Below are 22,546 nucleotides of genomic sequence, written 5' to 3' on the forward strand. Positions count from 1 at the left end.
TCATAGAGCAACGAACTACAATCGAGAGGAAAGTGGATATGGATTTCGAACCCACCGAACGGCAGGCCTACTGGCGCGACAGAGTCAGGAATTTCATCGAAAACCACGTCCGCCCCGCGGTTCCGACCTATCGCGAACAGGATGCCCAGGGCGATCGCTGGAAGGTGATCCCGGTGGTGCAGGAGCTCAAGGCCAAGGCCAAGGACCAGGGCATCTGGAACCTGTTCATGCCGCCGCGCAACGACGGCCACCACCATGTCGACGATACCTACGACTTCGAAGGTCCGGGCCTGACCAATCTCGAATACGCGCTGTGCGCCGAGGAAATGGGCAAGATCGGCTTTGCCTCCGAAGTCTTCAACTGCTCCGCACCCGACACCGGCAACATGGAAGTGTTCCATCGCTATGGTACGGCTGAGCAGAAAGACCAGTGGCTCACCCCGCTGATGAACGGCGAGATCCGCTCTGCTTTCCTCATGACCGAGCCCTTCACCGCTTCGTCGGATGCCACCAATATCGAGACCCGCATCGAGCGCGATGGCGACGAATACGTAATCAACGGCCGCAAATGGTGGTCATCGGGCCTCGGCGATCCGCGCTGCAAGGTGTCGATCGTGATGGGCAAGACCGACCCCAATGCCGGGCGTCACGCGCAGCAGTCGATGATCCTGATGCCCAACGACGCCAAGGGTGTGAACATCCTGCGCCACCTGCCGGTGTTCGGCTACGACGATGCCCCGCATGGGCATATGGAGGTCGAGCTCAAGGACGTGCGCGTTCCCCTCTCGGCGATGCTGCTGGGCGAAGGGCGCGGCTTCGAAATCGCGCAAGGGCGCCTCGGCCCGGGCCGTATCCACCACTGCATGCGCACCATCGGCGTCGCCGAGGAAGCGCTCGCCAAGATGTGCCGCCGGCTGCAGGAACGCGAAGCTTTCGGCAAGCCGATCTACAAGCATTCGGTTTGGGAGGAGCGCGTCGCGCGCGCCCGGATCGACATCGACATGACCCGCCTGCTGTGCCTCAAGGCCGCCGACATCATGGACAAGGTCGGCAACAAGAACGCCAAGCAGGAAATCGCCATGATCAAGGTTCAGGCACCCAATATGGCGCTCAAGATCATCGACGATGCCATCCAGGCGCATGGTGGCGGCGGCGTGTCCGACGATTACGGTCTCGCCAACGCCTATGCCCATCAGCGCACCCTGCGGCTGGCGGACGGACCCGACGAGGTCCACGCCCGCTCGATCGCGCGGATGGAATTCGCCAAGCACGCTCCGCAGGAAGGCCCCAGCGCCAACGCATTGCGCGATGGCAAGGGCCCGGCCCGCAACGACAACCGTCCCAGCTCAGGCGACATGGGGGCAACCCGCTAATGGCGAAAGCTGCGATTCTCGAGACTGTCGGCAAGCTCACGATCGGCGAGGTAGAACTCGCCGATCCGCTGCCGCACGAAGTGCTGATCGACACCAAGGCCTGCGGGCTGTGCCATTCGGATCTGCACTTCATCGACGGTGCCTATCCGCACGCCATGCCGGCGATCCCGGGGCACGAGGCGGCGGGCGTCGTTCGCGCGGTCGGTTCCGAAGTCAGGACGGTCAAGCCGGGTGACCATGTCGTCACCTGCCTGTCGGCCTTCTGCGGTCATTGCGAGTTCTGCGTCACCGGGCGCATGGCGCTCTGCCTCGGGGCGGACACCCGCCGCCGGCAAGCGCAGAGCCCGCGCATCACCCGCAATGGCGGCGAGACGGTGGCGCAGATGCTCAACCTCTCGGCCTTTGCCGAACAGATGCTGATCCACGAGCATGCCTGCGTCGCGATCGACAAGGAAATGCCGCTCGACCGGGCGGCTATAATCGGCTGCGCGGTTACGACGGGGGCGGGTGCGATTTTCAACGCCTGTTCAGTGGTGCCCGGTGAGTCGGTCGCCGTGATTGGCTGTGGCGGCGTCGGGCTTGCCGCGATCAACGCAGCGCGGATTGCCGGCGCGGGCCAGGTCATCGCGCTCGATCCGATCGCGGAAAAGCGCGAACTCGCCAAGGTGCTCGGCGCGACCCATGTGGTCGATGCCATGGCCGAGGACGCGGTCGAGCAGGTGATGAAGATCAGCGGCACCGGTGTCCATCACGCGATCGAGGCGGTCGGGCGCCAGGCCAGCGCCGATCTGTCGGTGAAGATCCTGCGCCGCGGCGGCACCGCCACGATCCTCGGCATGATGCCGCTCGACTGCAAGGTCGGCCTTGGTGCCATGGATCTGCTCAGCGGCAAGAAACTGCAAGGCGCGATCATGGGGATGAACCACTTCCCGGTCGATCTGCCGCGGCTGGTGGATTTCTACATGCGCGGGTTGCTCGATCTCGACACGATCATCTCGGAGCGCATCGCGCTGGAAGATATCAACAAGGGGTTCGACACCATGCGCAATGGTCATTCCGCACGCAGCGTGATCGTGTTCGACTGATGGATATCGATTTCGACAAGGAGATGGTCGGCACCGTCGAAGTGGCCGACAACGACAAGCTCGATCTCGAGCGGCTGACGCAATGGTTCGCCGCGAATGTCGAGGGCTTCGCGGGGCCGATCGAATATTCCAAGTTCAAGGGCGGGCAATCCAACCCGACCTATCGGATCGACACGCCGAACAAGTCTTATGTCCTGCGCCGCCAGCCCTTCGGCAAGCTGCTTCCCAGCGCGCATGCGGTGGATCGCGAATACAAGGCGATGGCGGCGCTCGGACCCACCGGCTTCCCGGTGCCGCGGACCTACGGATTGTGCGAAGACCGCGAGGTCGTGGGTGCGATGTTCTTCGTCATGGGTCTCGCCGACGGGCGCAGCCTGTGGAACGGCGCGCTGCCCGGCAGCAGCCCCGAGGAGCGCCGGGCGATCTACAATTCGATGATCGACACCATGGCGGATCTCCACCTCCAGAATCCCGACGCCATCGGACTGGGCGATTTCGGCAAGTCGCAGGATTACTGCGCCCGCCAGATCGGCCGCTGGTCCAAGCAGTACAAACTGTCCGAAACCGACACCATTCCCGAGATGGACCGGCTGATCGAATGGCTGCCCCAGACCATCCCGCCGCAGCATGAATCCTCGGTGGTCCATGGCGACTACCGGCTCGACAATCTGATCTTCGAGAAGGATGCCTCAAAGGTGCTGGCGGTGCTCGACTGGGAGCTGTCGACGCTGGGCGATCCGATCGCGGATTTCAGCTATCTCATGCTCAACTGGCACAATCCCGCCGATGGCCGTGCCGGGCTGCTCGGGCTCGATCTCGCCGCGCTCGGCATTCCGACCCAGGACGAGGCGGTGGAGCGCTATGTCGCGCGCACCGGCTACCCGGTCCCGCCGATGGAATGGTATTTCGCCTACAATCTGTTCCGGCTCGCCGGGATCATGCAGGGCATCAAGAAGCGGGTGATCGACGGCACGGCGTCATCCTCGCACGCCAAGCAGATGAGCGAACGCGTTGTCCCGCTGGTCCAGCGCGCGCATGAATTCGCGCTGCAGGCGGGGATGCCTGCCTAGAAACCCTTTCGCCAGCTGATCGCGACGCCTGTATCGTCGGGCGCGGTGGCATAGTGGCCGGGATCGGTGCGGTAGTAGATGCTGGCGCTGGCCTGGCCGCTTGCGAACGGTCCGCGCCAGCTTGCCTCTCCCACCGTCTCGCGCCCCGTGGGGCTGAGCGAGAGGCGGCGCGTTCCAACACCGGCAGTTTCGGTCGCATAGTCGTAGCTCACCGGCAGCAGCACATCGATCCCGCCGCCGGTCACCCGCAGCGGCTGCGCGAGACGCAGGCCGAAGCTGTCGCCGCTGGTGAACAGATCGCCACGCGACAGGTCGAGCGACCAGGCGTTGCTCTGGAATCCCGAACCTGCGCCGACCAGCCCACTTTGCCGGGGACGCGTGAAGCCGTGACGATAGCTCGCCCCCAGCTGCCAGCCTGCCGAAAGGTCGATCGCGGTCGCAGTGTCGAGAAACAGCGTGTCGGCACCGCTGGCGCCGAAGCTTTCATTGAGAAAAGCGCCGAGCAGGGTCGCATCCTCCTGCAGCCAGGTAAGGCCGAACACGGTATCGAGCGGTCCTAGCCTGCGATCCGCAGCAACGGCAAAGCTCCGCGTGGCGTACCTTTCACGCGGGCCGCGAAGCATGTCCCGCCCGTCGCGGTAATTGCCGAGCCAGGCCTCGCCGGTCTCCGCGCCCGCTGTCAGGCCCCAGTCACCGATTTGCCTGCGCAGGGCAAAGCCTGCGTCGCTGCTGGTGGCGAAACCCATATCGCCGGCTGCGTCGCGTGCGATGAGGAAGGCGGGCCGCCGCATGCCCTGCAATTGCGCGGTCAGGCCCTGAGCGCCTTCGCGTAAGGCAAAACCGACCTCCATGTCCGGAGCGATCCGCGCCAGCATGCGGGCAGCCAGGACCCGGGCGCCTTCGGCATCGCTGCTCGAGAGATGGAGTTCTCGGGCCATGGTGCTCTGCGCATCGAACCGCCGCTCACCGACGGTGAACGCCAGCGAGAACGCCTCGCTACCCACCGCCAGATGTCGGCGGTCCTGCTGAAGCGCACCATGAAGCTTGAAATCGGGCACCGCGCCGCGCAGCCCGGTGCCGTAGTTGAACTGATAGGCGCGGCGATACTGGTCGAGCAGGACGCCCTGCAGGTTCTGCGGTGCGGCAAAGGCATCGCCCATTGCTGCCGACCCGATGGCGGCGGTCTCGCCGATGCGGATCACCGCGGTGCCCCCCGCGAGCGTAGTTGTTCCACTGGGCGCAAAGGCGGCGGCGATGTCGAGACTGCCGCGGCCATAAGTGCTGTCGGCTCCGGTTTCGCCAAGATCTCGCGCGGAATCGAGCAATATCTCGACGATCTGCCGCCCGGTCAGATTGGGGAATGCCTGTTTGAGCAGGGCCACTGCACCCGCGACCTGCGGAGTCGCGAAACTGGTCCCGGAAAACAGCAGGCGAAACCTGCCGTCGGCATCCTGCCCGACAAAGACCTCCCCGTTCTCGTAGACGCAGCAAATGCGTTCGCCGCGCGCGGCGAGATACCATTGCGTCTGGCTGCCTGCGCGCTGGCTGAAGCTCGACAGCTGGAAGCCCTCGTCGATCGATCCGACGATGATGACATTGTCGCCGCCGGCCTCGCGCACCCCGCGAGCGAAATCGGTCGGCTCGGCGGGGTCCACCCCGCTCGTGCTACCGTCTCCGGCATTGCCCGCAGCCACAACAATGACCACGCCCGCCGCAGATGCGCGCGCCACGGCCGCCAGCACCTGGGCGCCGGGGTTGCCACCTCCCAGGCTGAGATTGACCACCGTGGCGCCCGACCTCACCGCCTGATCGATCCCGGTGGCGATGTCGTTGTCGAAGAAACTGCAGCCCAGCGTCGTGTCCTCGGGCGTATCCGTTCCGCAACTCCCGACCCGATCGGCGCGGAGCACGAGCAGATTCGCGTCGAAAGCGATGCCCAACACGCCGGAATTGTCGCGCGCCGCTGCGGCTACCAGCGCGACATTGGTGCCGTGGTCGTCCTCGGCCTCGAACCCTCGATTGCCTGCGACGTCGCGGGAATCGCGATGAATTCTGCCGACGAATTCCGGACTGTCGCTGTCGATCCCGGTATCGATGATCGCGATAAGCGAGCCGTCGCCGGTCGCCCCTTTCGTCCATGCGCTGACCGCGCCGTGCTGGTCGGGTCCGTCCGAAAGCCGGAATTCCTCGGTATCGAAGTTCGTGGTCGGCGGCGGTGTCGGGCTGGGGGTCGGTGTGGGAGTCGGAGTAGGCGTCGGTGTTGGCGTGGGGGTAGGCTGAGGCGTCGGAGTACTGGATATACCGCCCGAACCGCCACCGCCACATGCTGCCAGCAGGGCGAGCGGAGCCAGCGCAGCCCCGGCGCGAAGGATGTTGGAGTATCTTGAACCGGTCGACATTTGCATACCCTTTCGACCTCCAACTTATAGACGAAGATATGGCGGGTCGGTTAACGGCGGGGGTCGCCGGATTTAACAGCCCGCGCAAAGTCAGCCGCGCAAAGAACGGATGCGAAGCTAGCGACTTGCCCGCTGCCGCCCTGCCCCCTAACAGCACGCCCGACATTCCACCGATCAAGGACAGGGCCCGCAATGACCCAGAAACTCGCCGCCGCTATCGAACAGGCCTGGGAAGATCGCGCCGCGATTACACCCCAGAGCAGCGCGGTGCGCGAACAGGTCGATGCTGCGCTGGCGCTGATCGACAGCGGCGAGGCGCGCGTGGCGCAGCCCGATGGCAAGGGCGGCTGGACGGTCAACCAGTGGCTCAAGAAGGCGGTGCTGCTGTCTTTCCGGCTCAACGAGAACCGCATCATGGAAGGCGGCTCTGCGGGGCATCCGGCCTTTGACAAGGTGCCGAGCAAATTTGCCGGCTGGGACGATGCGCGTTTCGCACAAGCCGGTTTCCGCGTGGTGCCGGGGGCCATTGCCCGGCAGGGCGCCTATATCGCACCGGGCTGCGTGCTGATGCCCAGCTTCGTCAACATCGGTGCCTATGTCGGCAAGGGCACCATGGTCGACACCTGGGCCTCGATCGGATCTTGCGCCCAGATCGGCGAGAACTGCCATATCTCGGCGGGCGCAGGGATCGGCGGCGTACTCGAGCCGATGCAGGCCAACCCCACGATCATCGGCGACAATTGCTTCATCGGCGCGCGATCGGAGATCGTCGAGGGGGTGATCGTCGGCGAAGGCGCGGTCGTGGCGATGGGGGTCTTCATCACCCAGTCGACCAAGATCGTCGACCGGGCGAGTGGCGAAATAACGCGCGGTGCGGTGCCACCCTATTCGGTGGTGGTGCCCGGCACCCTGCCTGCCGCCGACGGCGGACCTTCGCTTGGCTGCGCGGTGATCGTCAAGACGGTCGATGCCCAGACGCGCGAGAAGACGGCGATCAACGAACTGCTGCGCGATTGACGGCGACCGCCAAAGGGAACATTGTTGGCATGGTCTGCGTAGGATAAAGCCGGTACGCACCGATGACGAAAGCAGGAGCGAATTCCAATGCACAACGATGGTAACGAAGTTCACGTCTCGGAGACCGAAGCCAGCGGCGGGTCGAAAGAAGGCGTGGTTCGTTGGGTGCTGGTCGTCAGCCTGCTGGCGGCAATCGTGCTGCTGTCGGCCATCTGGATGTTCGGCGCGGCAACACAGGGCGATGTCGAGAAAGAGGCCACGATGAGTGGCTCGATCGAATCCGCCACCGATGACGACGAAGGCAATCAGACCGATTCCATCATCGGCGAAGAAGTGACCGAGATGGAATCGCCCGGCGAAGAGCCTGAAACGCCGCTCGACACGATCGACAATTGATCGCGCTGCCTGCAAATGCCTGAACAATCGGGTTGTGGCTTTTTGGAACCCCGGGCGCGGCAGAAGGATTGATTTTCTGCACCAAGCGGAGATCCCAAATGAGCAATCCCAACAGCTTTCAGACCGGACAATACGTCCAATGGAACTGGGGCAATGGCACCGGAGCCGGCCAGATCGAGGAGCGCTTCGAGCGTGAGGTCACCCGGACCTTGCAGGGTAGCGAAATCACCAAACACGGCGATAGCGACAACCCCGCTTACCTGATCAAGCAGGACGATGGCGACCAGGTGCTCAAACGCGGCAGCGAACTCGAAGCGGATACGCAATAATGCCCGCGCAATCCAAAGCGCAGCAACGCGCCGCTGGCGCTGCCCTATCGGCCAAGCGCGGGGACACCAAGGTCTCCGACCTTCAGGGAGCATCGCGGCAGATGTATGATTCCATGTCCGAGGCCGAGCTGGACGATTATGCCTCGACCGAGCTCGATGGGCTGCCCGAACATGTCGACGAGGATGATTGACGGGCCAGGGGAGTTTGGCTCGCGGTCATGGGCCTGAGGCGCGAAGTGGGTGAGGACATGCATCGCAACGCAGCCATAGGACCCTGCTGGAAGACCAAACGGCTCGATCTGCGCGCCAGCATCCGCCGGATTGGTTGGCGGTTCTGACTGTTCGCCCGATCATGCGCTGGATTCTGGCTGCGTTTTACGCCGTCGCCGGGTATCTGCACCTCGCCGCGCCCGAACCCTTCTTGCAGATCATGCCCGGGTGGGTGTGGCAATCGGACGCCATGGTCTTCTGGACAGGTATCGCCGAACTGCTTGGCGCCGCTGCGCTGGCACAGCCATGGTCGCAAAGGTTGCGCCATGCAGGCGGGACAGGACTGGCGCTCTACGCGATCCTCGTCTTCCCCGCCAACATCAACCATTTCGCGCTCGATATGGCGCGCACCGATGGCGGGCTCGGCCTTTTCTATCACATCCCGCGGATGTTCGCGCAGCCGCTGCTGGTGTGGCTAGCGCTGTGGACCGGCGGCGTCGTGGACTGGCCCTTCCGCCGCCGGTAACCCGTTCAGCTCATGTGCTTCGAGACGGCGCCCGTCATCTTGAACATGGAAATCTGCTCCTTGCCGATTACGGCGCTGAGCTTGTCGTCGGGGTTGATCATGCGACGATCCTTCGAATCCTGCAGATCGTGCGCCTTGATGTGCTCCCATATCTTCGAGGTCACCTGGGCGCGGGTCATCGGACCCTTGCCGACCACGTTCTCCAGTTCGGGAGTCAGTGTCACGGGTTTCTGAAGGGCGTTGTTCTTACCAGCCATTGTAGTTCCTTTCTCAGTCAGTCTTGCTTGTATGCCCGGAGGCCGGCTCGCCGGCCTTCCGGGTATTCTTCTCAAACGTCGTCAGCGATATCCCAGTCCTCGACCTCGTGGCCTTCGAACCGTCCGGTCAGCACCGCACAGGCCGTTACATGACCCTCGATCTGCTTGAACAGCTGATCGAGCTTTGCCCCGGGCATTGTGGTCAGTGGCAGATCGAGCGCGAACAGCTGGAACACATAACGGTGTTCCTGGCCGATCGGCGGATTGGGCAGCAGCCATTCGGAATTGCCCAGCGCGTTCTTGCCGGTGCGCGGCGGTGCCTCCCCCTCGAGCAGCTTGCCACGCTGCGGCGCCAGACCCCAGACCAGCCAGTGCAGATTGGGTTTGTCGTCGGGTCCGTCGAGATCCTCGACGATGAGGACGAGCTCCTGCGAACCCGGCGGCGGCGCGGTCCATTCCAGCGGCGGGGCGACCGAAGCCTCCTCGCAGGCGGTGAAGCTGGGATCCAGCTCGCCGCCGTGCTCGAACGCCGGGCTCTTCAAGGAGAAGCCGGACCGGCCCAACGTCTGTTGCGAGCCTACCCGGGCAATAACCAGGTCCCCCGCAGGCTTGGGTCCACCAACTGCGCTATCCAGCCACGCAGCGTCACTCATGCAAAATTCCTTCGATTCATCCGTCCCTTGTGGGCGTCCTCTTGCCATGAAACCATGCCTTGCAGGCGAATATGCACGGTTTTTGCCCGGAATCGCGCACATCTGGTCGCGAACGCAACGCGAACTTGCCTAGCCCTCCGGTGTTTGGCACAAAAGATGGCGCTCGGGAGTCGCTTGCACGACCGCCGGGATGCCCTGGCCTCGTTACGGCATTGTGCCACCATCTTCCCGGAGTCGCTCCCATGACCATCGCTCGTACGTTGCTATCCGCTACGCTCGCCTTCTCGCTCGCCGCTTGCGGAGGCGGGGGCAGTGCTCCGAGTGCACCGACGACGGGCGGAGGCGGCGGAACGCCGGGGACCTCGGGCGGCGGTACCGCGAGCGATCCCTGTTCGCTTGCCAATCGCCAACAGTTCGTCCGCGAGGTGCTCGACGAATGGTATCTCTTCCCCGAACTGCTCGCCGCCGGCGTCAATCCGGCCTCGTTCACCGATGTTCAGAGCTATATCGACGCGCTGGTCGCACCGGCCCGCGCGCAATCGAAAGACAGGTTCTTCACCTACATCACCTCGATCCGGGAAGAGACCGCGCTGATCAACAGCGGTTCGAACGCCGGTTTCGGCATTCGGCTTAGCTACGACACTGCGGCCAACCGCGTGTTCGTGCTCGAATCCTTCGAGAACGCACCTGCGCTTCCCGTCGGGATCGACCGCGGGACCGAGCTCCTGTCGATCAATGGCACCGCGGTAGCCAGTCTGATGGCATCGGGCGGGCCGCAAGCCGTCATTCAGGCGCTTGGCCCCTCGGACCCGGGCGTCAGCCGGACGCTGGGCTTTCGCGACGTTGCCGGGGTGGAGCGCAGCGCGACCATCGCCAAGAGCGAATTCTCGCTCGATCCCATCTCCGATCGCTACGGGGTGAGGATCCTCAACGACGGAACCGAGCAGGTCGGCTACATCAACCTGCGCACGTTCATCGTCCAGGACGCCGGACCGCAATTGCGTGCCGCGTTCCAGCAGTTCCGCACTGCCGGAATTACCAGGGTCATCCTCGATCTGCGCTATAATGGCGGCGGACTTGTCTCGGTGGCGGAATTGCTCGGCGATCTGATGTCGGATGGGCGGCAGGGCCAGGTCTTCAGCAAGACGATCCTGCGTCCGTCAAAATCCGCGGAGAACGAGGTCGATCTGTTCCAGGCCCAGCCGGAGGCTATCGCGGCGAGCAGGGTCGCAGTCATCGGCCGCGGCGGCACCGCTTCGGCGAGCGAACTCGTCACCAATTCCTTCATCCCCTATCTCGGCACCAATCTGGCGCTGGTGGGCACCAACACCTTCGGCAAGCCGGTCGGGCAGTTCGCCTTCGACCGCTCGGCCTGCGACGACCGCTTCCGGGTGACCGCCTTCAAGACCACCAATGCCGCCGATCAGGGCGAGTATTTTACCGGGCTTGCCTCGGTCATGCCCAACACTTGCGCGGCCAACGACGGAATCCTGAACCAGTTGGGCGATCCCGCCGAAGCCTCGGTCAGCGTGGCGCTCGACTTTCTCGCCGGACGCAGTTGCACGGCGATCGCCAGCGGGGTGGAGCGCGGCGTGCAGAGCGTCGGCGACCGCAGGGTGTTGCTCCAGCCGGATCGACCGACCGCAGCGCAGCGCGAGGTGCCCGGGCTGTTCTGATCGTCCAGATTATTGGACGGCGAGCGGGCGTGCCTGCTCGCCGCGGCCCTCCATTTCCACAACCGCGGCGGCAATGACCTTTTCGGAAGGCGCGGGCTTGGCGACCAAACCGCTCTGGTGGCTGTGGACGACTGGCGGTTGCGCCCCGAGCTGGATCGGGCCGGGGTCTTGCGACAGGGCTAGGCCAGCGCAGCGGCGATCGTCAGCGCGCCTAGCCCCAGCGAAAGCGGCAATCGCAGCCCCATCCACCAGCGCGGCGCCAGCGCGCCGAGCCGCGCATCGACTGCGGGACTGATGAGGAGCCCCCCACCCAGAGCGACCAGCGAGGGTTCGATTGGCAGCGCACCGAGCAGTAGTGGAGTCAGACCGGCAAAGGCGATGAGGCTGGGCAGCACCCCCGCGATCCATACCCAGCCATGAGTCCGGCGGCGGTGAGCGGCAGGGGCGCAGGCAGCAATTCCCCACCAGGTTCCGCCCAGAAACGCAAAGATCAGTCCGGCGTAGAGATAGGCGAGCAGAGCCGCAGGCTCGTGCCATTCCGGCGGTCCTGCATAAAGCGCGGCAACCAGACCGATCTGCGGCAACAGGCCCGCCAGGCCTAGCCAGCGGGGAAGGTCGGGAACGGCTCTCATGCCGCGCACTCGATCATCGGCGCATCGTCGTGCGCCATCATGGTGCCTCGCTGCCCTCGAACGAACGGCGATCGGTCCAGGCGCAACCGAAGCGCGTCTCTTCGCCGATCTGCAGCGTGGCGACGAAGGGGTAGGTCCGGTCGCTCATCCCGTCGGAGCAATCGCCCGGGGTCACCACCAGATCGAACGCAGCCCCGTCGAGTTCGCCTGCGATCGACAACCCGTTGTTGCCGGCGAAGCGTTCGACCGAGATGGTGCGGCCATCGATGGTCTCCGGCGTGCTGTAGGTCAGAGTTCCGCCCGCGCTTTCCCCGCCCCAGAAGGGCTCGGTTCCGGTGAAGCGGATGGTCTCGTCGGCGGCGATGCCGTCGTAAGGCTCCGTGGAGCGTTCGGAGTCCGTCCCGTTCTGGCATCCGGCGAGCAGCAGCGGAAGCGTTGCAAGCGCGAGCCGGTGCCAGTTGCGCGAACCGCGAAGTTTGCAATCAGTCGCCATGCCGGTTCCTTGCTCGTGGTCTGTCCATGTCTGCCGCGATTGTCCCGACCTCGACCGAAACGCAAGAGGCGGGCCCTGCCAAAGCAGGACCCGCCCGTGTTGTCATCTTTTCGTCGTTACGTTGTGAGCGCCGGTTAGGCGGGCATCAGAACCGTATCGATCGAGTGGATCACGCCGTTCGACGCGTCGACATCGGTACCGGTTACGGTCGAGGTGTTACCCGCCGCATCGGTCAGCACCACATTGCCGTCAACCAGAGTGGCGGTCAGCGTGGCGCCGTTTACGGTGGTGATTTCATAACCACCTGCGCCCGCGCCTTCGATCGCCGCGGTCAGAGCGGCTGCCATCGTTTCGCCTTCGACGACGTGATAGGTGAGGATGCCGGTGAGGTCTTCACGACCGGCTTCGCTCATCAGTTCGTCACGGGTCGCCTGCGGGATCTTTTCGAAGGCGGCGTTGGTCGGAGCGAACACGGTGTAGGGACCGGGGCCCGAAAGCGTCTCGCCCAGATTGGCCGAGGTCACGGCCGAAACCAGCGTCGAGAAGTCGGGGTTGCCCTGCGCGACTTCGACGATGTTGGCGGTTTCGCCAACCATCGCGGCGTCATCATTGGCCATCTGGTCGGCCATCGCGGCATCGTCCATCGCAGTGTTATCGGCCGGCTCTTCGGCGCAGGCGACGATCGCCAGCGAGGCGGCGGAGGCGAGGGCTATGGTGAACTTGTTCATGTAATTAATTCCTTATTTCGAGGGTGGCGCGGTTCGCCAGTTTCAGGGCGTGACCCGCGCCCTCGACCCAAATACGGCTCAAACATGGCATGGTTCCGAAAAGGGCGAGATTAAGGCGATCGCTCTTTGAAACTCTCGTTAAGTCGCGGGAAAGCTTCTGGAATTTTTTAGCCAAGTGCTCAGTCTCACCTTTTCACGCGCAGCCCTCGACCCAGATCAGCTCGGGCAGCGCCCCGACATGGATCAGGCTGACCGTCTCGTCGGCAGCGATCTCGAAATGGAGCCGCGGGTCCTCGCCCGGCTGGGTGAGATATTTGCCCGGCGCGGCGAGATATTGGTGCGGGCTTTCCTCGAAACCGGGAAACGCGGCGCGCACTTCGGCCTCGGTGGCGCCGACACCGATGCCCTCGACCAGCGCAACCTCGGACTCGTCCGACAGGGTGATGCGGCGGACCTCGTCGTCTACGGTCATGGCGTGGACCCCGGGAAAGTCGGGCGAACTTACGGTGCGGCAGGTGGTGCCGGGGATCTGCGCGCCGCGCGAGGCGAAGCTGCTGCCCGCGGGGACCGGCTCGCCGATGCGCAGGTCGCCCAGGCCCGCGAGGGTGAGCGTGTTGGCGTCCGCGCTCGCGGCGGGTTCAGGTGTCGCGGCGGGTTCCAGAGCCGCGGGTTCGGCAGTCGCGACCGTGGTCTCGTCGGCGACCGGCTCCTCAGCTTCGGGTGAGCAGGCGGTCACGGCGAGAGCAAGCGGGAGGAGAAGCGCATAGTGTTTCATCAAGTCGAAGCGCTCCTTGGCCTGTCCGGTTCCCGCGCGCTCATTTCCTGACGGTTTCCTGTGACTTGCCCAGCGAAGCGGCGTAGAAGCGCGCCGGGCATTCCGCCCGATTGGAACGAGCCATGGCCAAGGGCCAACAGAAGAAGAGCCGCGAGACGCGCAAGCCCAAGGCCGACAAGGGCCCCAAGCAGAACGCCTCCAACCCCAGCACCAAGCCCGGCGGGATCAAGGGACTGGATAACATGAAGAACGGCTGAGCCCGACTTCCGAGCCCCGCTGCCGAACCCCGGCTAGTCGGGGTCGTGGGCTGGCCGCTACCGGCCAGCCCCGCGCTCACCTCCTGCTCATCCCTTCGCCGACCCTTTCGCCTGCTTAGCCTTATGCGCCGCGATGTCCTCGTCGATCATCGCGATCCGCTGGCGTTCCATCGAATCGCGCGGCAGGCCTTTCAGCCGACAGGTCGCCCACAGCTTCTTGCGTTCGGATTCGAGCGCCTTGAGATAGAAATCAGCCATCGCCCGCGCTCAGCGCCCGTGCCGTTCGGACTTGCCGAAATGGCGATCGAGCACGGTGACGAGCTTGGACGAGGCCGAGCGCACCGCTGCATCGAGTTCACCCGCCGAGCCGCTCGCGCTCAGCGGCGCGCCGCCGCGAGGCCGTGCCTCGATGGTGCAGGCGATGTCGTCGGGCCCGCCCTTGGGGCCGTTGGTATCGCCGACATGCACTTCGAGCCGGGTCAGCCGGTCGTCGAACCGGCCGAGCCGTTCGCGCAGATGCGCCTCGACCCGCTCGGCGACGCCCGAGACGTTGGAGAGCGAATTGTCGGTGTTGAACTGGATATCCATAAGGGCGGGTGTGCTCCGTTGTTGCAGGGTTGCCGGATCAACCGGGGAGCGGCCGGGCCGGTTCCCCGGTGTCGGGTTGCGACGGGCGATAGCCGCCGGCTGACACATTGGACAGGGACGCTGCGAAAAAGCGCGTTTTGTGTCGCCTTGCGGGCAAAAAGCGTCGTCTTGGGGGCGGGGAAGCGTCACCTTGCCGCGCCCGTTGTGTCACCTTGCACGCTGGCGCCCTGCGAAACGTAACCTTGCGAAGGGTGGCCTTGCCCAGAGCAACCCGGTGGCGCGCCTCCCCTCCCCTGCGCCTTGCCCCGCCCGCGAGCCTGCCGCCACTCCTGCCCCCGCTCCCGCCCCGCGGCGAGCGCCAGCGGCCAGGCCTGCGCCACCAGCGGCGCGCGCGCCCTGAGCCGATAGGCCGACTGCCGCGTCATCCCCACCGCACGCGCCGCCGCCGCGACCTTGCCGCAAGCCGCCAGCGCCCCGAGAAAGGCCGCCGCCTTGGCGGAGGTCCAGCGATAGTCGGCATCGGGGCGCGGCGCGGGGGGCGTGGCGGGCGAGTCTGGATCGGGGCGGGTCATCCGGGAGGACAAGCCACAGATGGGGGTCTGTAGGAAAATGGATTCTGCTGGCGGGAGGGCCGCCGCTCTCTCCCGTTGCGGGAGGGGAAAGGCCGATAGCTGCGCCGGGGCGATGGCTAGACCACTCGCGGCAATTTTGAAGTGTTCCTTCTTGGGAGATCGGATCTAGCAGACCGTCCGCTTTTGGCAGATTTGGCATCCGACTGTGGTGTCCACTATTGGGGTGGCAAGCCGACCTCCTGCCCGAAATCAAAACGCCGCCAGTCTCTCGACCAGCGGCGTCTTGCCAAACCTGAGCGAAGCGGATCAGGCGTAAGAAACCGTGAGCTTCTGTCTGCGCTTAGAGGCGCGCAACGCGCCGCCGACAAAGCCGAAGCCAAGCAGCATCATCGCCCAGGTTGCGGGTTCGGGCACAGCGCCTATTGAGCTGGTCGAAGCAGCAAAAACTTCCATGTCGCTTATATTGAACGTTTGGGTTCCAGCCAAAGCATTTCGAGCAGCGTTAGTACCGTAAAAGCCAGCCTGCCCATTCCCGTAGGAATAGCCAAGGTTTGAAGAGCCGAAGCCGTAGTCACTAATGTAGAGATCATGTCCCCCTCCGAATGTCGGCCCATAGGTTCTTTGGTTGTATATCGCAAATTGAGAAGTATTTCCAAAATCTGCCGCGCCTGGAAGGGTATAAAATTCACCTGAATTAAGGCTAAAAAGGAAGGATCCAGCCGCCGACTTGTAAGAAGGCGGGTTGGTTCCCCAGTCAGACGAATTGTATCCGCCAAAAATATACTCATTCCCGTTCGAGATGACCCTGAAAATCGAGATAGTCTGCGCTGTATTACCAACAGCCGCACGGAAGTCCGTGCCGATGTTATTGGCTCCCTGCCAATCGTAAATAAGAGTGAAGGTATTGACCCCACCCCCTATTTGACCCGCAATGGTGTCAGCGTCTTGAGAATCCATAAGATCGCTGGTACCAATTATAGACGCCGCATGTGCAGGCGCAACGAACGACAAGCTACACAAACCGAAAAGCGTCAGCAGTGACTTCCGCATACTATTTTCCCCCAAATAATTAAATTTTCTCGCCAAACCGGGCCTTGCGCCTCAGGGCGTGCGTCGCTTGAATTTCTAAACTGGACGTACAGGTCACTCTTTGCAATGCAAAAATGGGTTGCTGTCCTTTTTTGAAACGTCTCCGTGACAAAAATATCTTTACGAAAGTCTGCAACATGGCGTTCGACATGCTAATTTTGAGTAAGTTCTTGAACGCAATTACATTGTTTATAGAGGTGGAGTCCAAGCGTGCTCCACGAGATGCGTTCGTTTGGACCGCTAAAAACCGTCTGCTCTCGTCGGTTAAAGTCTGATAGGCGGACCAACCGCAAACCTGCGATGGTTCCTGCATGTCAACAGATGAGACGATCGTTCAGACGCCAGTTAGCCCAATGACCCGGGCAGAATGGAAGAAGAAGAATCCGGTCCAGATTCCTTCCCGCCGGACCAAAGGCAAGAACCTTCCGGTGAAAGTGAAGCAGTTCACTTCCGACCCCTGATTGGCCTTCTCAAACGGGCTTCTGCCGCCCACTCCGGCGCAACCGGTAGCCTCGGCAACGCAATCCTTTCCATTTCTCGGTGTTCTGCTTATGTTCTCCGATAGTAAAGGTGATTCTGTGATGGCCGTAACGATCCAACCAATTCCCGATAGCGCGCGCCTGGCCGTAACTGGCGACCTCGAGACTGTCCTGATGGTGCCGTTTGAGGACGACGACCGGTTCTTCATTGGGTTCAGCGATGGTACGCTTTTGCAGGGCACATACGATCACAACCTACGGTGTGGTTGGAAGGTGGCTAGAGAAGGTGCTGGGCTCGTCAAATTCTACGGCGAAAGCGTTGTTCTTGAAGGGCTGGTGCGATGGGTATCTGCCTCTGTGTACGATGCCAACGTCGTGGAACCTCAGCCGCCAAAGGCTTTGCCGTTGTTCCCTGAGCTCGATCAACAGGCAGCTTGATCGAACACCAATTTGCTTGCCTCTAACCGGCGGTCATGGTTGCTTTTCGAACATGAAGTCGCCCTGCAATCAAATCTGCCAGATTGATCGGCCAACCGGTTTCTGCACCGGCTGTGGAAGAACCCTGGATGAAATAGCAGAGTGGCCCAAGGCATCAAGGGAGCGGAAGCTACGGATCCTCGCTGAGCTGGCCCACCGTATTGCCGTGGTAAGTAATGTCTCGCCACCCGCCGTTTGAAATGAGGTGGGGTGCGGGATCCTTAACAGATCTGCATAATGTCAGGACACCCGGCAGTCTGCAATTGGGTCGTTTGCGGACAGGCGGATTTTGGAACAGGATCGCAGCAAGCCGTCAGTCCGCTTTCCGGCAACACTCGTCGCGGCTCGAATGTCCGACATTGGGGTGGGAAGCAGACAGTCTTCTTTAAGTGCCATGAGGCATTATCCAGCCGTTTAGCATTGGACACGGTCGGACTTAGGTGATCGTCAAAATGGCAATCGGAAGCGAGCGCACAGGAACGCTTGGTTTGGGTGACACAAGATAATCGACCAGGGTATTGGATCGTCAGTTTTCAGCGCCGCTCAACAGTAATTCGGCCCTCTATAGGGTCGCTTGCAAGGGCCGCTTTGGCGCTAGCATCGGCTGAAGCGTAAGCGGAAAGGAAGTTGCCAGACCAAGTGATAATCGGCTGCGCGAGCTCCTCGTCATCGAGTGCATCTAAATTATGCCCACCCTCGACGACGACGACGAGATATTTGTCGCCCGGGTTGCTCCGATCGAATGCAAACCGGTGGACCTCCCACGTCGGCATGCTTGTCCCGGTAGAATCATTCGTTCCCGTCACCATCATGAATGGCACATCGAGTGATGAGTAGGTCGCGTCCGAGACCAACGGCGGCAAAGCTCCGGGTGAGGAGAACGCGATCACCGCAGCAGGCTCAGGTCCTTCTAAGGGGCCTTCAAACCATTTCCCCTCTCCGTGGCTCATGGCGACAAAGCCGCCAAAGCTATGTCCAGCTAGCACGACAGGCAGTCCACGCTCCTTCGCAGCCTCACGCAAGCTAAGCAGCGTCTCCATTCTTTGTCCGACGATCGCGACCATCCGCGGCATACCTACGGGCGGCAGGGATGCGTGACGCAGATGGGCATCGCTATCCAGGTTCAATGGTGCCTCGACGGTGAAGCCAAGATCTGTCCAGCCGTCGATGAGCCGAGCATAATTGGCAGGCTGGCCGCCCCAACCATGGCCAAACAGAACTACTCCCTTCGTTTCACCATGCGCATCCCAGACGAATATCGTTTCTTTTTGCCCATCGGTTTCGATTTCGTAAGTGCGGTCATGGGCGAGCGCCGCCGCGTTCAGAAACGCGATTACAAAAGCACTCAGGAAAAATTTGATCACCAACCTACTCCCCATCCTAGTTTTTGTATCCATAGCCTCGCGACTGGAAATTCCAAATTCTTGCGCTCACTGCCCTTCGGAAATGTCGGATATTGGGGTGGAAAGCGGACATTCTATAATCGTTTCAGGGTCACCCGGCTTGCCGCCGCCAATGCCCATGCTGCAGCAACCAATCCAGCTGCGGACAAAATCCTTATCAGGGCATCGGACAGCCAACTCCCATTCCCACCATCCTTATACTAAGGCACAAGAAAGAAACGGGAGCTAGTTTGCAGGAACAGGTATGTGATGGCTAACGCCAGCAACCCGCCCAAAAACCATCGACGCAGCTATTGAATAGGCTTGAAAGTGGGCAGACCTACGCAAAGCTGTCATCTTTCACTCGAACCAGAAAACCTCGGCGGCACATTTCTGCAAGCTCTATACGGCAATACTCCAAACCCACTGGAGCCCCTCTGGACCGATGGCCTAGCCGTCCCCTTAGCTCATTGAACCGTTCAATTCGATTCACACTACCAAGCCGACTTACAATGTCCCAAATTTCAATGTATTGGGCGTACCGGTCCCGCACATTGGGCAGATTCACTGCCGCATACCTTATCCTAATTGAGGGTCGGCTTTGCATCACAATTAATGTCCTTGAGCATTTAATGCCAATACTGAGAATATGAGTACATGGTGGTCAAGATTTTTTCGCAAGCAAAGCCACGCTTACTTGCAAACTTTACCTTCAGCCAACCGCGCAGCAGCTTGAGAAGCCACTCCGAAACGAGAAACTTCCGGCTCTTGGATCGGCTGCTGCCGGACTGTTTTTACAATCCCGCTATGCGACCTGCCAGTCTGCTGTTGAGTAGGCACCTGAATTGCGGCTTTTGACGCAATCCGGGCCATAGCCGCATGACCGGTTTTGGGGTCTTGGACGACCACCGGGGACGGCTCAAAGTGGGGTGGTTAGCTGACGCTGTCGCTATGGCCTTTGCAGATAGCCTCTTAGTATCGTGCCAACGCTCAATCCGGCGATTGCACCTAGGCTAGGCCAAAGCGGACCCCAGAAGAAGTCCAGCGAGCTTGTGGATCGAAGGGCTTCGGGGTGCTGGCCTTGCCACCAAGCTGTATAGAAAATCATTGCGATCGGCACCGCCAAGAGGACAAAACATCCGAATTTGCCCCATCGTGGCAACACCCCAACGAGCAGGCCACACGCAAACCCAATCGCGAGCAGCCCTTCAATAGTTGAGAGCAGATTTTCAATCATCATAGTTCAGCATAAGGCGCTAACCAATGGCTGCAAATGGGTCGTTCCGCGACAGGCAACTTTTGCTGAAATTTGGGCGGAAGCAGCCTGACCGGTTTCATAATCGTGGCGAGCCACCGGGAATGATGACAATTGGGTGGAGAGTAGACCTTCTTCCTACGCAGCAAAACGCCGCCAGTCATTCGACCAGCGGCGCTGCATTAGATTGGATCGCTGTCAGGCGTTAGAGACAGTCTAGGAAGTTTTGTCGATTCCGCCGCAAGCCACCGGCAGGACCACTTTGTAACCGGCAGTTCCATCAACTTCACCGGGCGTGCCAGTTCCGATCGCTCCTACGGTCATGCCGTGGATAACGATTTCCCTAAGCTCGAGCGGAAGTAGCTCGCTCAGGTTTGAGTCTTCGTCAAACGTGCTCGATTTTTGTAGGTTGAAGGTCTGCGAATAGTTGACCACTCCATCGTTGTGAGGATCAATGTCACCGAGCGGAACGACAATGGGACCGTAGGTTGGGAGGCCTTCGGCAAGTTCAATAAAACCGTCACCATCATCGTCCTGCGCCATGGTGGGGCACATCGACTCTTCGTTGCTCTCTAGATAGTCAATGTGAGCCACATGCGGCTCAGGAGTCACTCCCAGTCCGGTCGCTTGTATATTTACGCGGATTTGACCCTGTCCCTTTTGCTCAATCGTAAAGGTGCCGGTGACGCCGCTATTATTGAGCGTAGTCAGAGTTCCGCCGAACGTTGCAGTTCGCTCAGGATTGGATTGAGCAGTCGCAGACGGCGCTGCCATTGTCACCGACACCGCTGCGGTCGCAAAGAGCAAACTTTTCAATTTATTTCGTAGTTTCACAGGATATTCCTTTGTTGGGAGCAAGGCATCTCCTGCTCTTTACGAACAGCATGATGGAGGCGGCGTCGAGGAAGGCTTTGGCCGATACGATCGAGGCTTCGAAGTCTCTGGCGAGGCCCCGGTTTCGGTTGATCCATGCGAAGAAGCGTTCGACGAACCAGCGCCTCGCCTGAGCCGCGAAGCCGAGCTGATCGGGTTTACGGCGAATGATCTCGACGGCGATCGATGTGGCGTTCGGTCAAGGTTAGATGTCTTCAACCTTGTCCAGGACTTCTTCGACTCAATCGGCGTCATCAGGATCACAGACGATCACTTCGTCAACTGATTCGCGAGCGTCAATTCCGTCGCCAGAAATGACCTCTTGTCCAACCCCCTCCTCTTCGATTGGCTCTACGACGACGACATCAGGCTCTCCGCAGGCGGTCAGCAGGATGAAGCAAGCTATATATGCAAAACCAATTTTCATCGTAAATCTTTAAAATAAGACCTCCGAAAGCAGGCTCGAGGGTCAAATGAGGGGGGCTCGACTCATGCCGAGCCCCCTACGTTGCTTCTTCAGAACGCTACTCGAGGTTTAGAACCGAACTACATGCTGCCCTCGACGGGAGGCGCGCTTGGCGCACGATGGGTTCCTGGCTGGGGCATACCAGCCTCGAGGATTTCGATGTTGTCTTCATCGACGACCAGGAAGATGGGCTGCTGCTCCGCGATGTTCTCCGTGGTGGCATCAAGTTGACCAGGAAGATCGGGGAAGAATGTGCGGTCGCGCAGCATTCCCTGATCGATCCGAAGGGTCTGGCCCGGATTGATGTGCACGGGTTCTTCCATCGGTCCGTCATTGAGGATCACGTAGAGCCGCTCTCCTTCATCCTCGATCCAGAAGCCGCGATCGGTCATTTCAGCGTCGGCAGGCACAGTCACTTCAGCGCGAAAATCGTCGCGACCGAGATCGCCGAGGATGTCACCGATCGATATGCCGGGCGCGGTTCCCACAACTTGGGGCGTCGTTATGACTTCGGCCATCTCGGTTTCGACGATCAATTCCTCTTCATCGTCTCCGGCGGTAGCCCACCAAATGAGTAGTCCGATCAAGAGAACAGCCAACAAGAGCCAGAGCCAAGCCAAATTGCTTTTTCGTTCAACTGGAATCTCAGCCATTTCATAATCCCCTTCTGTTGTTAATAATATTAGCCGCGGGTTCGTAGCTCAGATTGTATTGAGCAAGAAAACTAATCGTTTAGCGCTCGGAGCTCCGAGAAGACCGCGACGTGGTTTGACCTGATCGGTCGTATTCACATTTCGCTGGCAGGCTTACCCGGCCAATACCCGAGCGGCCGCTCAACATTCGGACCCCGCAATCCAGCCTCCCATGGGTTCATGCAGTTGTCATCCGCATCGCTCTCGCAGACGGGATATTCGCCCTGGTGCGGCGGCGGAATGCGCTGGACCACTGGATTGCTCACCCATTGGATGCCATTTGCCATCATCGATCCGCCAACTGGATTTTGAGCTTGGCTGGCTGGGGCGCCCGCCATCTGAGAGGCGATCGCCGCCCATGCCTGGGTTCTCTGCTGGGGCGCTGCTACATAGATGCGGTTGCGCTGATCATCGGTAAGCACCCACCACCCAGTTTGTTGCTGAGGGGTAAGGCTCCAGTAGTATTGCTGTAACTGAGTTGGCCAACGCGTATACGCGATACGCTTATCGTCTGACCACTCCATAAACATCTGCTGCTGCGAGGTGTTCATATCATATGCCCCCGCCGCGGTGTCCTGAGCTACGCTGGGGACAGCTGTAAGTGTGAGCGCAGCGACGCCTGCCAAGATCATCCTATTCATAACTACACCCCTATTTTGATTTCTGATGGTCTTCCTATGCGGAAAGCAGGGAATGTTTCCCATCGAAGTAGGTTTTAGAGGGAAACTAACATTTGTTGAGTATAGGGCCCGCCATGATTTATCTGGTATCATAACTAGGGTCCGGACCCATAAATA

General features: G+C 61.2%; 28 protein-coding genes and 1 pseudogene. 12 read left to right on the top strand and 17 right to left on the bottom strand.

Features of this window, described 5'->3' with window-relative positions; translation table 11 throughout:
* Positions 1-38 precede the first annotated feature (38 nt).
* From A9995_RS13860 to A9995_RS13870, 3 genes are read left to right on the top strand one after another with little or no spacing between them, the layout of a single operon-like run.
* Positions 39-1,373 (top strand): acyl-CoA dehydrogenase family protein, encoded by a 1,335-nt coding sequence (locus A9995_RS13860; RefSeq protein ID WP_067614037.1) that lies wholly within the window; start codon positions 39-41, stop codon positions 1,371-1,373.
* Entirely contained in the window at positions 1,373-2,458 is a 1,086-nt protein-coding gene (locus A9995_RS13865; RefSeq protein WP_067614039.1) for a Zn-dependent alcohol dehydrogenase, read from the top strand. The genes A9995_RS13860 and A9995_RS13865 overlap by 1 nt, the downstream gene beginning before the upstream one ends.
* On the top strand, positions 2,458-3,528 hold the full coding sequence (locus A9995_RS13870; RefSeq protein ID WP_067614041.1) for a phosphotransferase family protein: 1,071 nt from the start codon (positions 2,458-2,460) through the stop codon (positions 3,526-3,528). Before A9995_RS13865 ends, A9995_RS13870 begins: the two co-directional genes overlap by 1 nt.
* Here A9995_RS13870 and A9995_RS13875 read toward each other — a convergent pair.
* On the bottom strand, positions 3,525-5,927 hold the full coding sequence (locus A9995_RS13875; RefSeq protein WP_067614043.1) for a S8 family peptidase: 2,403 nt from the start codon (positions 5,925-5,927) through the stop codon (positions 3,525-3,527). The two genes, A9995_RS13870 and A9995_RS13875, sit on opposite strands and share 4 nt — an antisense overlap.
* 192 nt (positions 5,928-6,119) lie before the next feature.
* On the opposite strand from A9995_RS13875, the gene dapD reads away from it, so the two are divergent.
* From dapD to A9995_RS13900, 5 genes are all read left to right on the top strand, one after another.
* Positions 6,120-6,944: a 2,3,4,5-tetrahydropyridine-2,6-dicarboxylate N-succinyltransferase gene (gene dapD, locus A9995_RS13880; protein ID WP_067614045.1), complete on the top strand. Its 825-nt coding sequence runs from the start codon at positions 6,120-6,122 to the stop codon at positions 6,942-6,944.
* An 87-nt stretch (positions 6,945-7,031) separates the two neighbouring features.
* Positions 7,032-7,340 carry a hypothetical protein gene (locus A9995_RS13885; RefSeq protein WP_067614047.1) on the top strand — a complete coding sequence of 103 codons (309 nt, stop codon included), beginning with the start codon at positions 7,032-7,034 and terminating at the stop codon, positions 7,338-7,340.
* A gap of 98 nt (positions 7,341-7,438) precedes the next feature.
* The gene (locus tag A9995_RS13890) at positions 7,439-7,669 is read left to right on the top strand and encodes a DUF2945 domain-containing protein (protein ID WP_067614049.1); all 231 of its coding nucleotides are present in this window, start codon (positions 7,439-7,441) and stop codon (positions 7,667-7,669) included.
* Complete coding sequence (locus tag A9995_RS13895) at positions 7,669-7,860, top strand: DUF3008 family protein (protein WP_067614051.1); 192 nt, start codon at positions 7,669-7,671, stop codon at positions 7,858-7,860. Before A9995_RS13890 ends, A9995_RS13895 begins: the two co-directional genes overlap by 1 nt.
* Positions 7,861-8,021: 161 nt before the next feature.
* Positions 8,022-8,405 carry a DoxX family protein gene (locus A9995_RS13900; protein ID WP_067614053.1) on the top strand — a complete coding sequence of 128 codons (384 nt, stop codon included), beginning with the start codon at positions 8,022-8,024 and terminating at the stop codon, positions 8,403-8,405.
* Positions 8,406-8,410: 5 nt separating this feature from the next.
* Here the strand turns inward: A9995_RS13900 and A9995_RS13905 are convergent, their stop codons facing one another.
* Both A9995_RS13905 and A9995_RS13910 read right to left on the bottom strand, forming a co-directional pair.
* A complete protein-coding gene (locus A9995_RS13905) occupies positions 8,411-8,662 on the bottom strand; it encodes an SWIB/MDM2 domain-containing protein (protein WP_067614055.1) in 252 nt (83 codons plus the stop codon).
* A gap of 71 nt (positions 8,663-8,733) precedes the next feature.
* Complete coding sequence (locus A9995_RS13910; protein ID WP_067614057.1) at positions 8,734-9,315, bottom strand: YbhB/YbcL family Raf kinase inhibitor-like protein; 582 nt, start codon at positions 9,313-9,315, stop codon at positions 8,734-8,736.
* Between the two features lie 242 nt (positions 9,316-9,557).
* Here A9995_RS13910 and A9995_RS13915 point away from each other — a divergent pair, with 242 nt between their 5' ends.
* Positions 9,558-10,991, top strand: coding sequence for a S41 family peptidase (locus tag A9995_RS13915; protein WP_067614059.1), 1,434 nt, complete (start codon positions 9,558-9,560; stop codon positions 10,989-10,991).
* A gap of 179 nt (positions 10,992-11,170) precedes the next feature.
* On the opposite strand, the gene A9995_RS13920 is transcribed toward A9995_RS13915, so the two are convergent.
* The 4 genes from A9995_RS13920 to A9995_RS13935 form a co-directional block, all read right to left on the bottom strand.
* Entirely contained in the window at positions 11,171-11,623 is a 453-nt protein-coding gene (locus tag A9995_RS13920; RefSeq protein WP_067614061.1) for a DUF3429 domain-containing protein, read from the bottom strand.
* A 37-nt stretch (positions 11,624-11,660) separates the two neighbouring features.
* Entirely contained in the window at positions 11,661-12,116 is a 456-nt protein-coding gene (locus A9995_RS13925; RefSeq protein ID WP_233998221.1) for a COG3650 family protein, read from the bottom strand.
* 134 nt (positions 12,117-12,250) lie between these two features.
* On the bottom strand, positions 12,251-12,844 hold the full coding sequence (locus tag A9995_RS13930; RefSeq protein ID WP_067614063.1) for a fasciclin domain-containing protein: 594 nt from the start codon (positions 12,842-12,844) through the stop codon (positions 12,251-12,253).
* 193 nt (positions 12,845-13,037) lie between these two features.
* Positions 13,038-13,619: a hypothetical protein gene (locus tag A9995_RS13935; RefSeq protein ID WP_067614065.1), complete on the bottom strand. Its 582-nt coding sequence runs from the start codon at positions 13,617-13,619 to the stop codon at positions 13,038-13,040.
* A 122-nt stretch (positions 13,620-13,741) separates the two neighbouring features.
* On the opposite strand from A9995_RS13935, the gene A9995_RS17555 reads away from it, so the two are divergent.
* Positions 13,742-13,876 (top strand): hypothetical protein, encoded by a 135-nt coding sequence (locus tag A9995_RS17555; protein WP_255360160.1) that lies wholly within the window; start codon positions 13,742-13,744, stop codon positions 13,874-13,876.
* Between the two features lie 87 nt (positions 13,877-13,963).
* On the opposite strand, the gene A9995_RS17110 is transcribed toward A9995_RS17555, so the two are convergent.
* The 4 genes from A9995_RS17110 to A9995_RS16780 all read right to left on the bottom strand — a co-directional run bounded on the left by A9995_RS17110 (position 13,964) and on the right by A9995_RS16780 (position 16,086).
* Positions 13,964-14,134, bottom strand: a complete 171-nt coding sequence (locus A9995_RS17110; protein WP_168157405.1) for a hypothetical protein — start codon at positions 14,132-14,134, stop codon at positions 13,964-13,966.
* A 9-nt stretch (positions 14,135-14,143) separates the two neighbouring features.
* Positions 14,144-14,464 carry an HPF/RaiA family ribosome-associated protein gene (locus A9995_RS13940; RefSeq protein ID WP_067614067.1) on the bottom strand — a complete coding sequence of 107 codons (321 nt, stop codon included), beginning with the start codon at positions 14,462-14,464 and terminating at the stop codon, positions 14,144-14,146.
* Between the two features lie 185 nt (positions 14,465-14,649).
* Positions 14,650-15,036: a hypothetical protein gene (locus A9995_RS17115; protein WP_067614069.1), complete on the bottom strand. Its 387-nt coding sequence runs from the start codon at positions 15,034-15,036 to the stop codon at positions 14,650-14,652.
* 306 nt (positions 15,037-15,342) lie between these two features.
* Positions 15,343-16,086 carry a PEP_CTERM-anchored TLD domain-containing protein gene (locus A9995_RS16780; protein ID WP_067614071.1) on the bottom strand — a complete coding sequence of 248 codons (744 nt, stop codon included), beginning with the start codon at positions 16,084-16,086 and terminating at the stop codon, positions 15,343-15,345.
* Positions 16,087-16,706: 620 nt separating this feature from the next.
* On the opposite strand from A9995_RS16780, the gene A9995_RS13955 reads away from it, so the two are divergent.
* Both A9995_RS13955 and A9995_RS16155 read left to right on the top strand, forming a co-directional pair.
* Entirely contained in the window at positions 16,707-17,042 is a 336-nt protein-coding gene (locus A9995_RS13955; protein ID WP_067614102.1) for a hypothetical protein, read from the top strand.
* Positions 17,043-17,094: 52 nt separating this feature from the next.
* Positions 17,095-17,280 (top strand): DUF1289 domain-containing protein, encoded by a 186-nt coding sequence (locus A9995_RS16155; RefSeq protein WP_082992739.1) that lies wholly within the window; start codon positions 17,095-17,097, stop codon positions 17,278-17,280.
* 334 nt (positions 17,281-17,614) lie between these two features.
* Here the strand turns inward: A9995_RS16155 and A9995_RS13960 are convergent, their stop codons facing one another.
* The 6 genes and pseudogenes from A9995_RS13960 to A9995_RS13980 form a co-directional block, all read right to left on the bottom strand.
* A complete protein-coding gene (locus tag A9995_RS13960) occupies positions 17,615-18,445 on the bottom strand; it encodes an alpha/beta hydrolase (RefSeq protein ID WP_145916963.1) in 831 nt (276 codons plus the stop codon).
* Between the two features lie 1,489 nt (positions 18,446-19,934).
* Entirely contained in the window at positions 19,935-20,552 is a 618-nt protein-coding gene (locus A9995_RS16785; RefSeq protein WP_145916964.1) for a hypothetical protein, read from the bottom strand.
* A pseudogene (locus A9995_RS16165) lies at positions 20,536-20,784 on the bottom strand (hypothetical protein); the annotation flags it as partial. The pseudogene A9995_RS16165 and the gene A9995_RS16785, both read right to left, overlap by 17 nt.
* Positions 20,785-20,832: 48 nt before the next feature.
* Entirely contained in the window at positions 20,833-21,018 is a 186-nt protein-coding gene (locus tag A9995_RS13970; protein WP_067614076.1) for a hypothetical protein, read from the bottom strand.
* Positions 21,019-21,137: 119 nt separating this feature from the next.
* Positions 21,138-21,710: a hypothetical protein gene (locus tag A9995_RS13975; RefSeq protein WP_145916965.1), complete on the bottom strand. Its 573-nt coding sequence runs from the start codon at positions 21,708-21,710 to the stop codon at positions 21,138-21,140.
* A 134-nt stretch (positions 21,711-21,844) separates the two neighbouring features.
* Complete coding sequence (locus A9995_RS13980) at positions 21,845-22,300, bottom strand: hypothetical protein (protein ID WP_145916966.1); 456 nt, start codon at positions 22,298-22,300, stop codon at positions 21,845-21,847.
* Positions 22,301-22,546 lie beyond the last annotated feature (246 nt).

It is taken from the genome of Erythrobacter sp. QSSC1-22B (genome assembly GCF_001678665.1).
Classification (GTDB): Bacteria; Pseudomonadota; Alphaproteobacteria; order Sphingomonadales; family Sphingomonadaceae; genus Qipengyuania.

Excerpts from the sequence above, each read along its gene's own strand:
- A9995_RS13860 (WP_067614037.1), top strand. The coding sequence starts at position 39 with ATGGATTTCGAACCCACCGAACGGCAGGCCTACTGGCGCGACAGAGTC.
- A9995_RS13865 (WP_067614039.1), top strand. The coding sequence starts at position 1,373 with ATGGCGAAAGCTGCGATTCTCGAGACTGTCGGCAAGCTCACGATCGGC.
- A9995_RS13870 (WP_067614041.1), top strand. The coding sequence starts at position 2,458 with ATGGATATCGATTTCGACAAGGAGATGGTCGGCACCGTCGAAGTGGCC.
- A9995_RS13875 (WP_067614043.1), bottom strand. The coding sequence starts at position 5,927 with ATGTCGACCGGTTCAAGATACTCCAACATCCTTCGCGCCGGGGCTGCG.
- dapD (WP_067614045.1), top strand. The coding sequence starts at position 6,120 with ATGACCCAGAAACTCGCCGCCGCTATCGAACAGGCCTGGGAAGATCGC.
- A9995_RS13885 (WP_067614047.1), top strand. The coding sequence starts at position 7,032 with ATGCACAACGATGGTAACGAAGTTCACGTCTCGGAGACCGAAGCCAGC.
- A9995_RS13890 (WP_067614049.1), top strand. The coding sequence starts at position 7,439 with ATGAGCAATCCCAACAGCTTTCAGACCGGACAATACGTCCAATGGAAC.
- A9995_RS13895 (WP_067614051.1), top strand. The coding sequence starts at position 7,669 with ATGCCCGCGCAATCCAAAGCGCAGCAACGCGCCGCTGGCGCTGCCCTA.
- A9995_RS13900 (WP_067614053.1), top strand. The coding sequence starts at position 8,022 with ATGCGCTGGATTCTGGCTGCGTTTTACGCCGTCGCCGGGTATCTGCAC.
- A9995_RS13905 (WP_067614055.1), bottom strand. The coding sequence starts at position 8,662 with ATGGCTGGTAAGAACAACGCCCTTCAGAAACCCGTGACACTGACTCCC.
- A9995_RS13910 (WP_067614057.1), bottom strand. The coding sequence starts at position 9,315 with ATGAGTGACGCTGCGTGGCTGGATAGCGCAGTTGGTGGACCCAAGCCT.
- A9995_RS13915 (WP_067614059.1), top strand. The coding sequence starts at position 9,558 with ATGACCATCGCTCGTACGTTGCTATCCGCTACGCTCGCCTTCTCGCTC.
- A9995_RS13920 (WP_067614061.1), bottom strand. The coding sequence starts at position 11,623 with ATGAGAGCCGTTCCCGACCTTCCCCGCTGGCTAGGCCTGGCGGGCCTG.
- A9995_RS13925 (WP_233998221.1), bottom strand. The coding sequence starts at position 12,116 with ATGGCGACTGATTGCAAACTTCGCGGTTCGCGCAACTGGCACCGGCTC.
- A9995_RS13930 (WP_067614063.1), bottom strand. The coding sequence starts at position 12,844 with ATGAACAAGTTCACCATAGCCCTCGCCTCCGCCGCCTCGCTGGCGATC.
- A9995_RS13935 (WP_067614065.1), bottom strand. The coding sequence starts at position 13,619 with ATGAAACACTATGCGCTTCTCCTCCCGCTTGCTCTCGCCGTGACCGCC.
- A9995_RS17555 (WP_255360160.1), top strand. The coding sequence starts at position 13,742 with ATGGCCAAGGGCCAACAGAAGAAGAGCCGCGAGACGCGCAAGCCCAAG.
- A9995_RS17110 (WP_168157405.1), bottom strand. The coding sequence starts at position 14,134 with ATGGCTGATTTCTATCTCAAGGCGCTCGAATCCGAACGCAAGAAGCTG.
- A9995_RS13940 (WP_067614067.1), bottom strand. The coding sequence starts at position 14,464 with ATGGATATCCAGTTCAACACCGACAATTCGCTCTCCAACGTCTCGGGC.
- A9995_RS17115 (WP_067614069.1), bottom strand. The coding sequence starts at position 15,036 with ATGACCCGCCCCGATCCAGACTCGCCCGCCACGCCCCCCGCGCCGCGC.
- A9995_RS16780 (WP_067614071.1), bottom strand. The coding sequence starts at position 16,086 with ATGCGGAAGTCACTGCTGACGCTTTTCGGTTTGTGTAGCTTGTCGTTC.
- A9995_RS13955 (WP_067614102.1), top strand. The coding sequence starts at position 16,707 with ATGGCCGTAACGATCCAACCAATTCCCGATAGCGCGCGCCTGGCCGTA.
- A9995_RS16155 (WP_082992739.1), top strand. The coding sequence starts at position 17,095 with ATGAAGTCGCCCTGCAATCAAATCTGCCAGATTGATCGGCCAACCGGT.
- A9995_RS13970 (WP_067614076.1), bottom strand. The coding sequence starts at position 21,018 with ATGAAAATTGGTTTTGCATATATAGCTTGCTTCATCCTGCTGACCGCC.
- A9995_RS13975 (WP_145916965.1), bottom strand. The coding sequence starts at position 21,710 with ATGGCTGAGATTCCAGTTGAACGAAAAAGCAATTTGGCTTGGCTCTGG.
- A9995_RS13980 (WP_145916966.1), bottom strand. The coding sequence starts at position 22,300 with ATGAACACCTCGCAGCAGCAGATGTTTATGGAGTGGTCAGACGATAAG.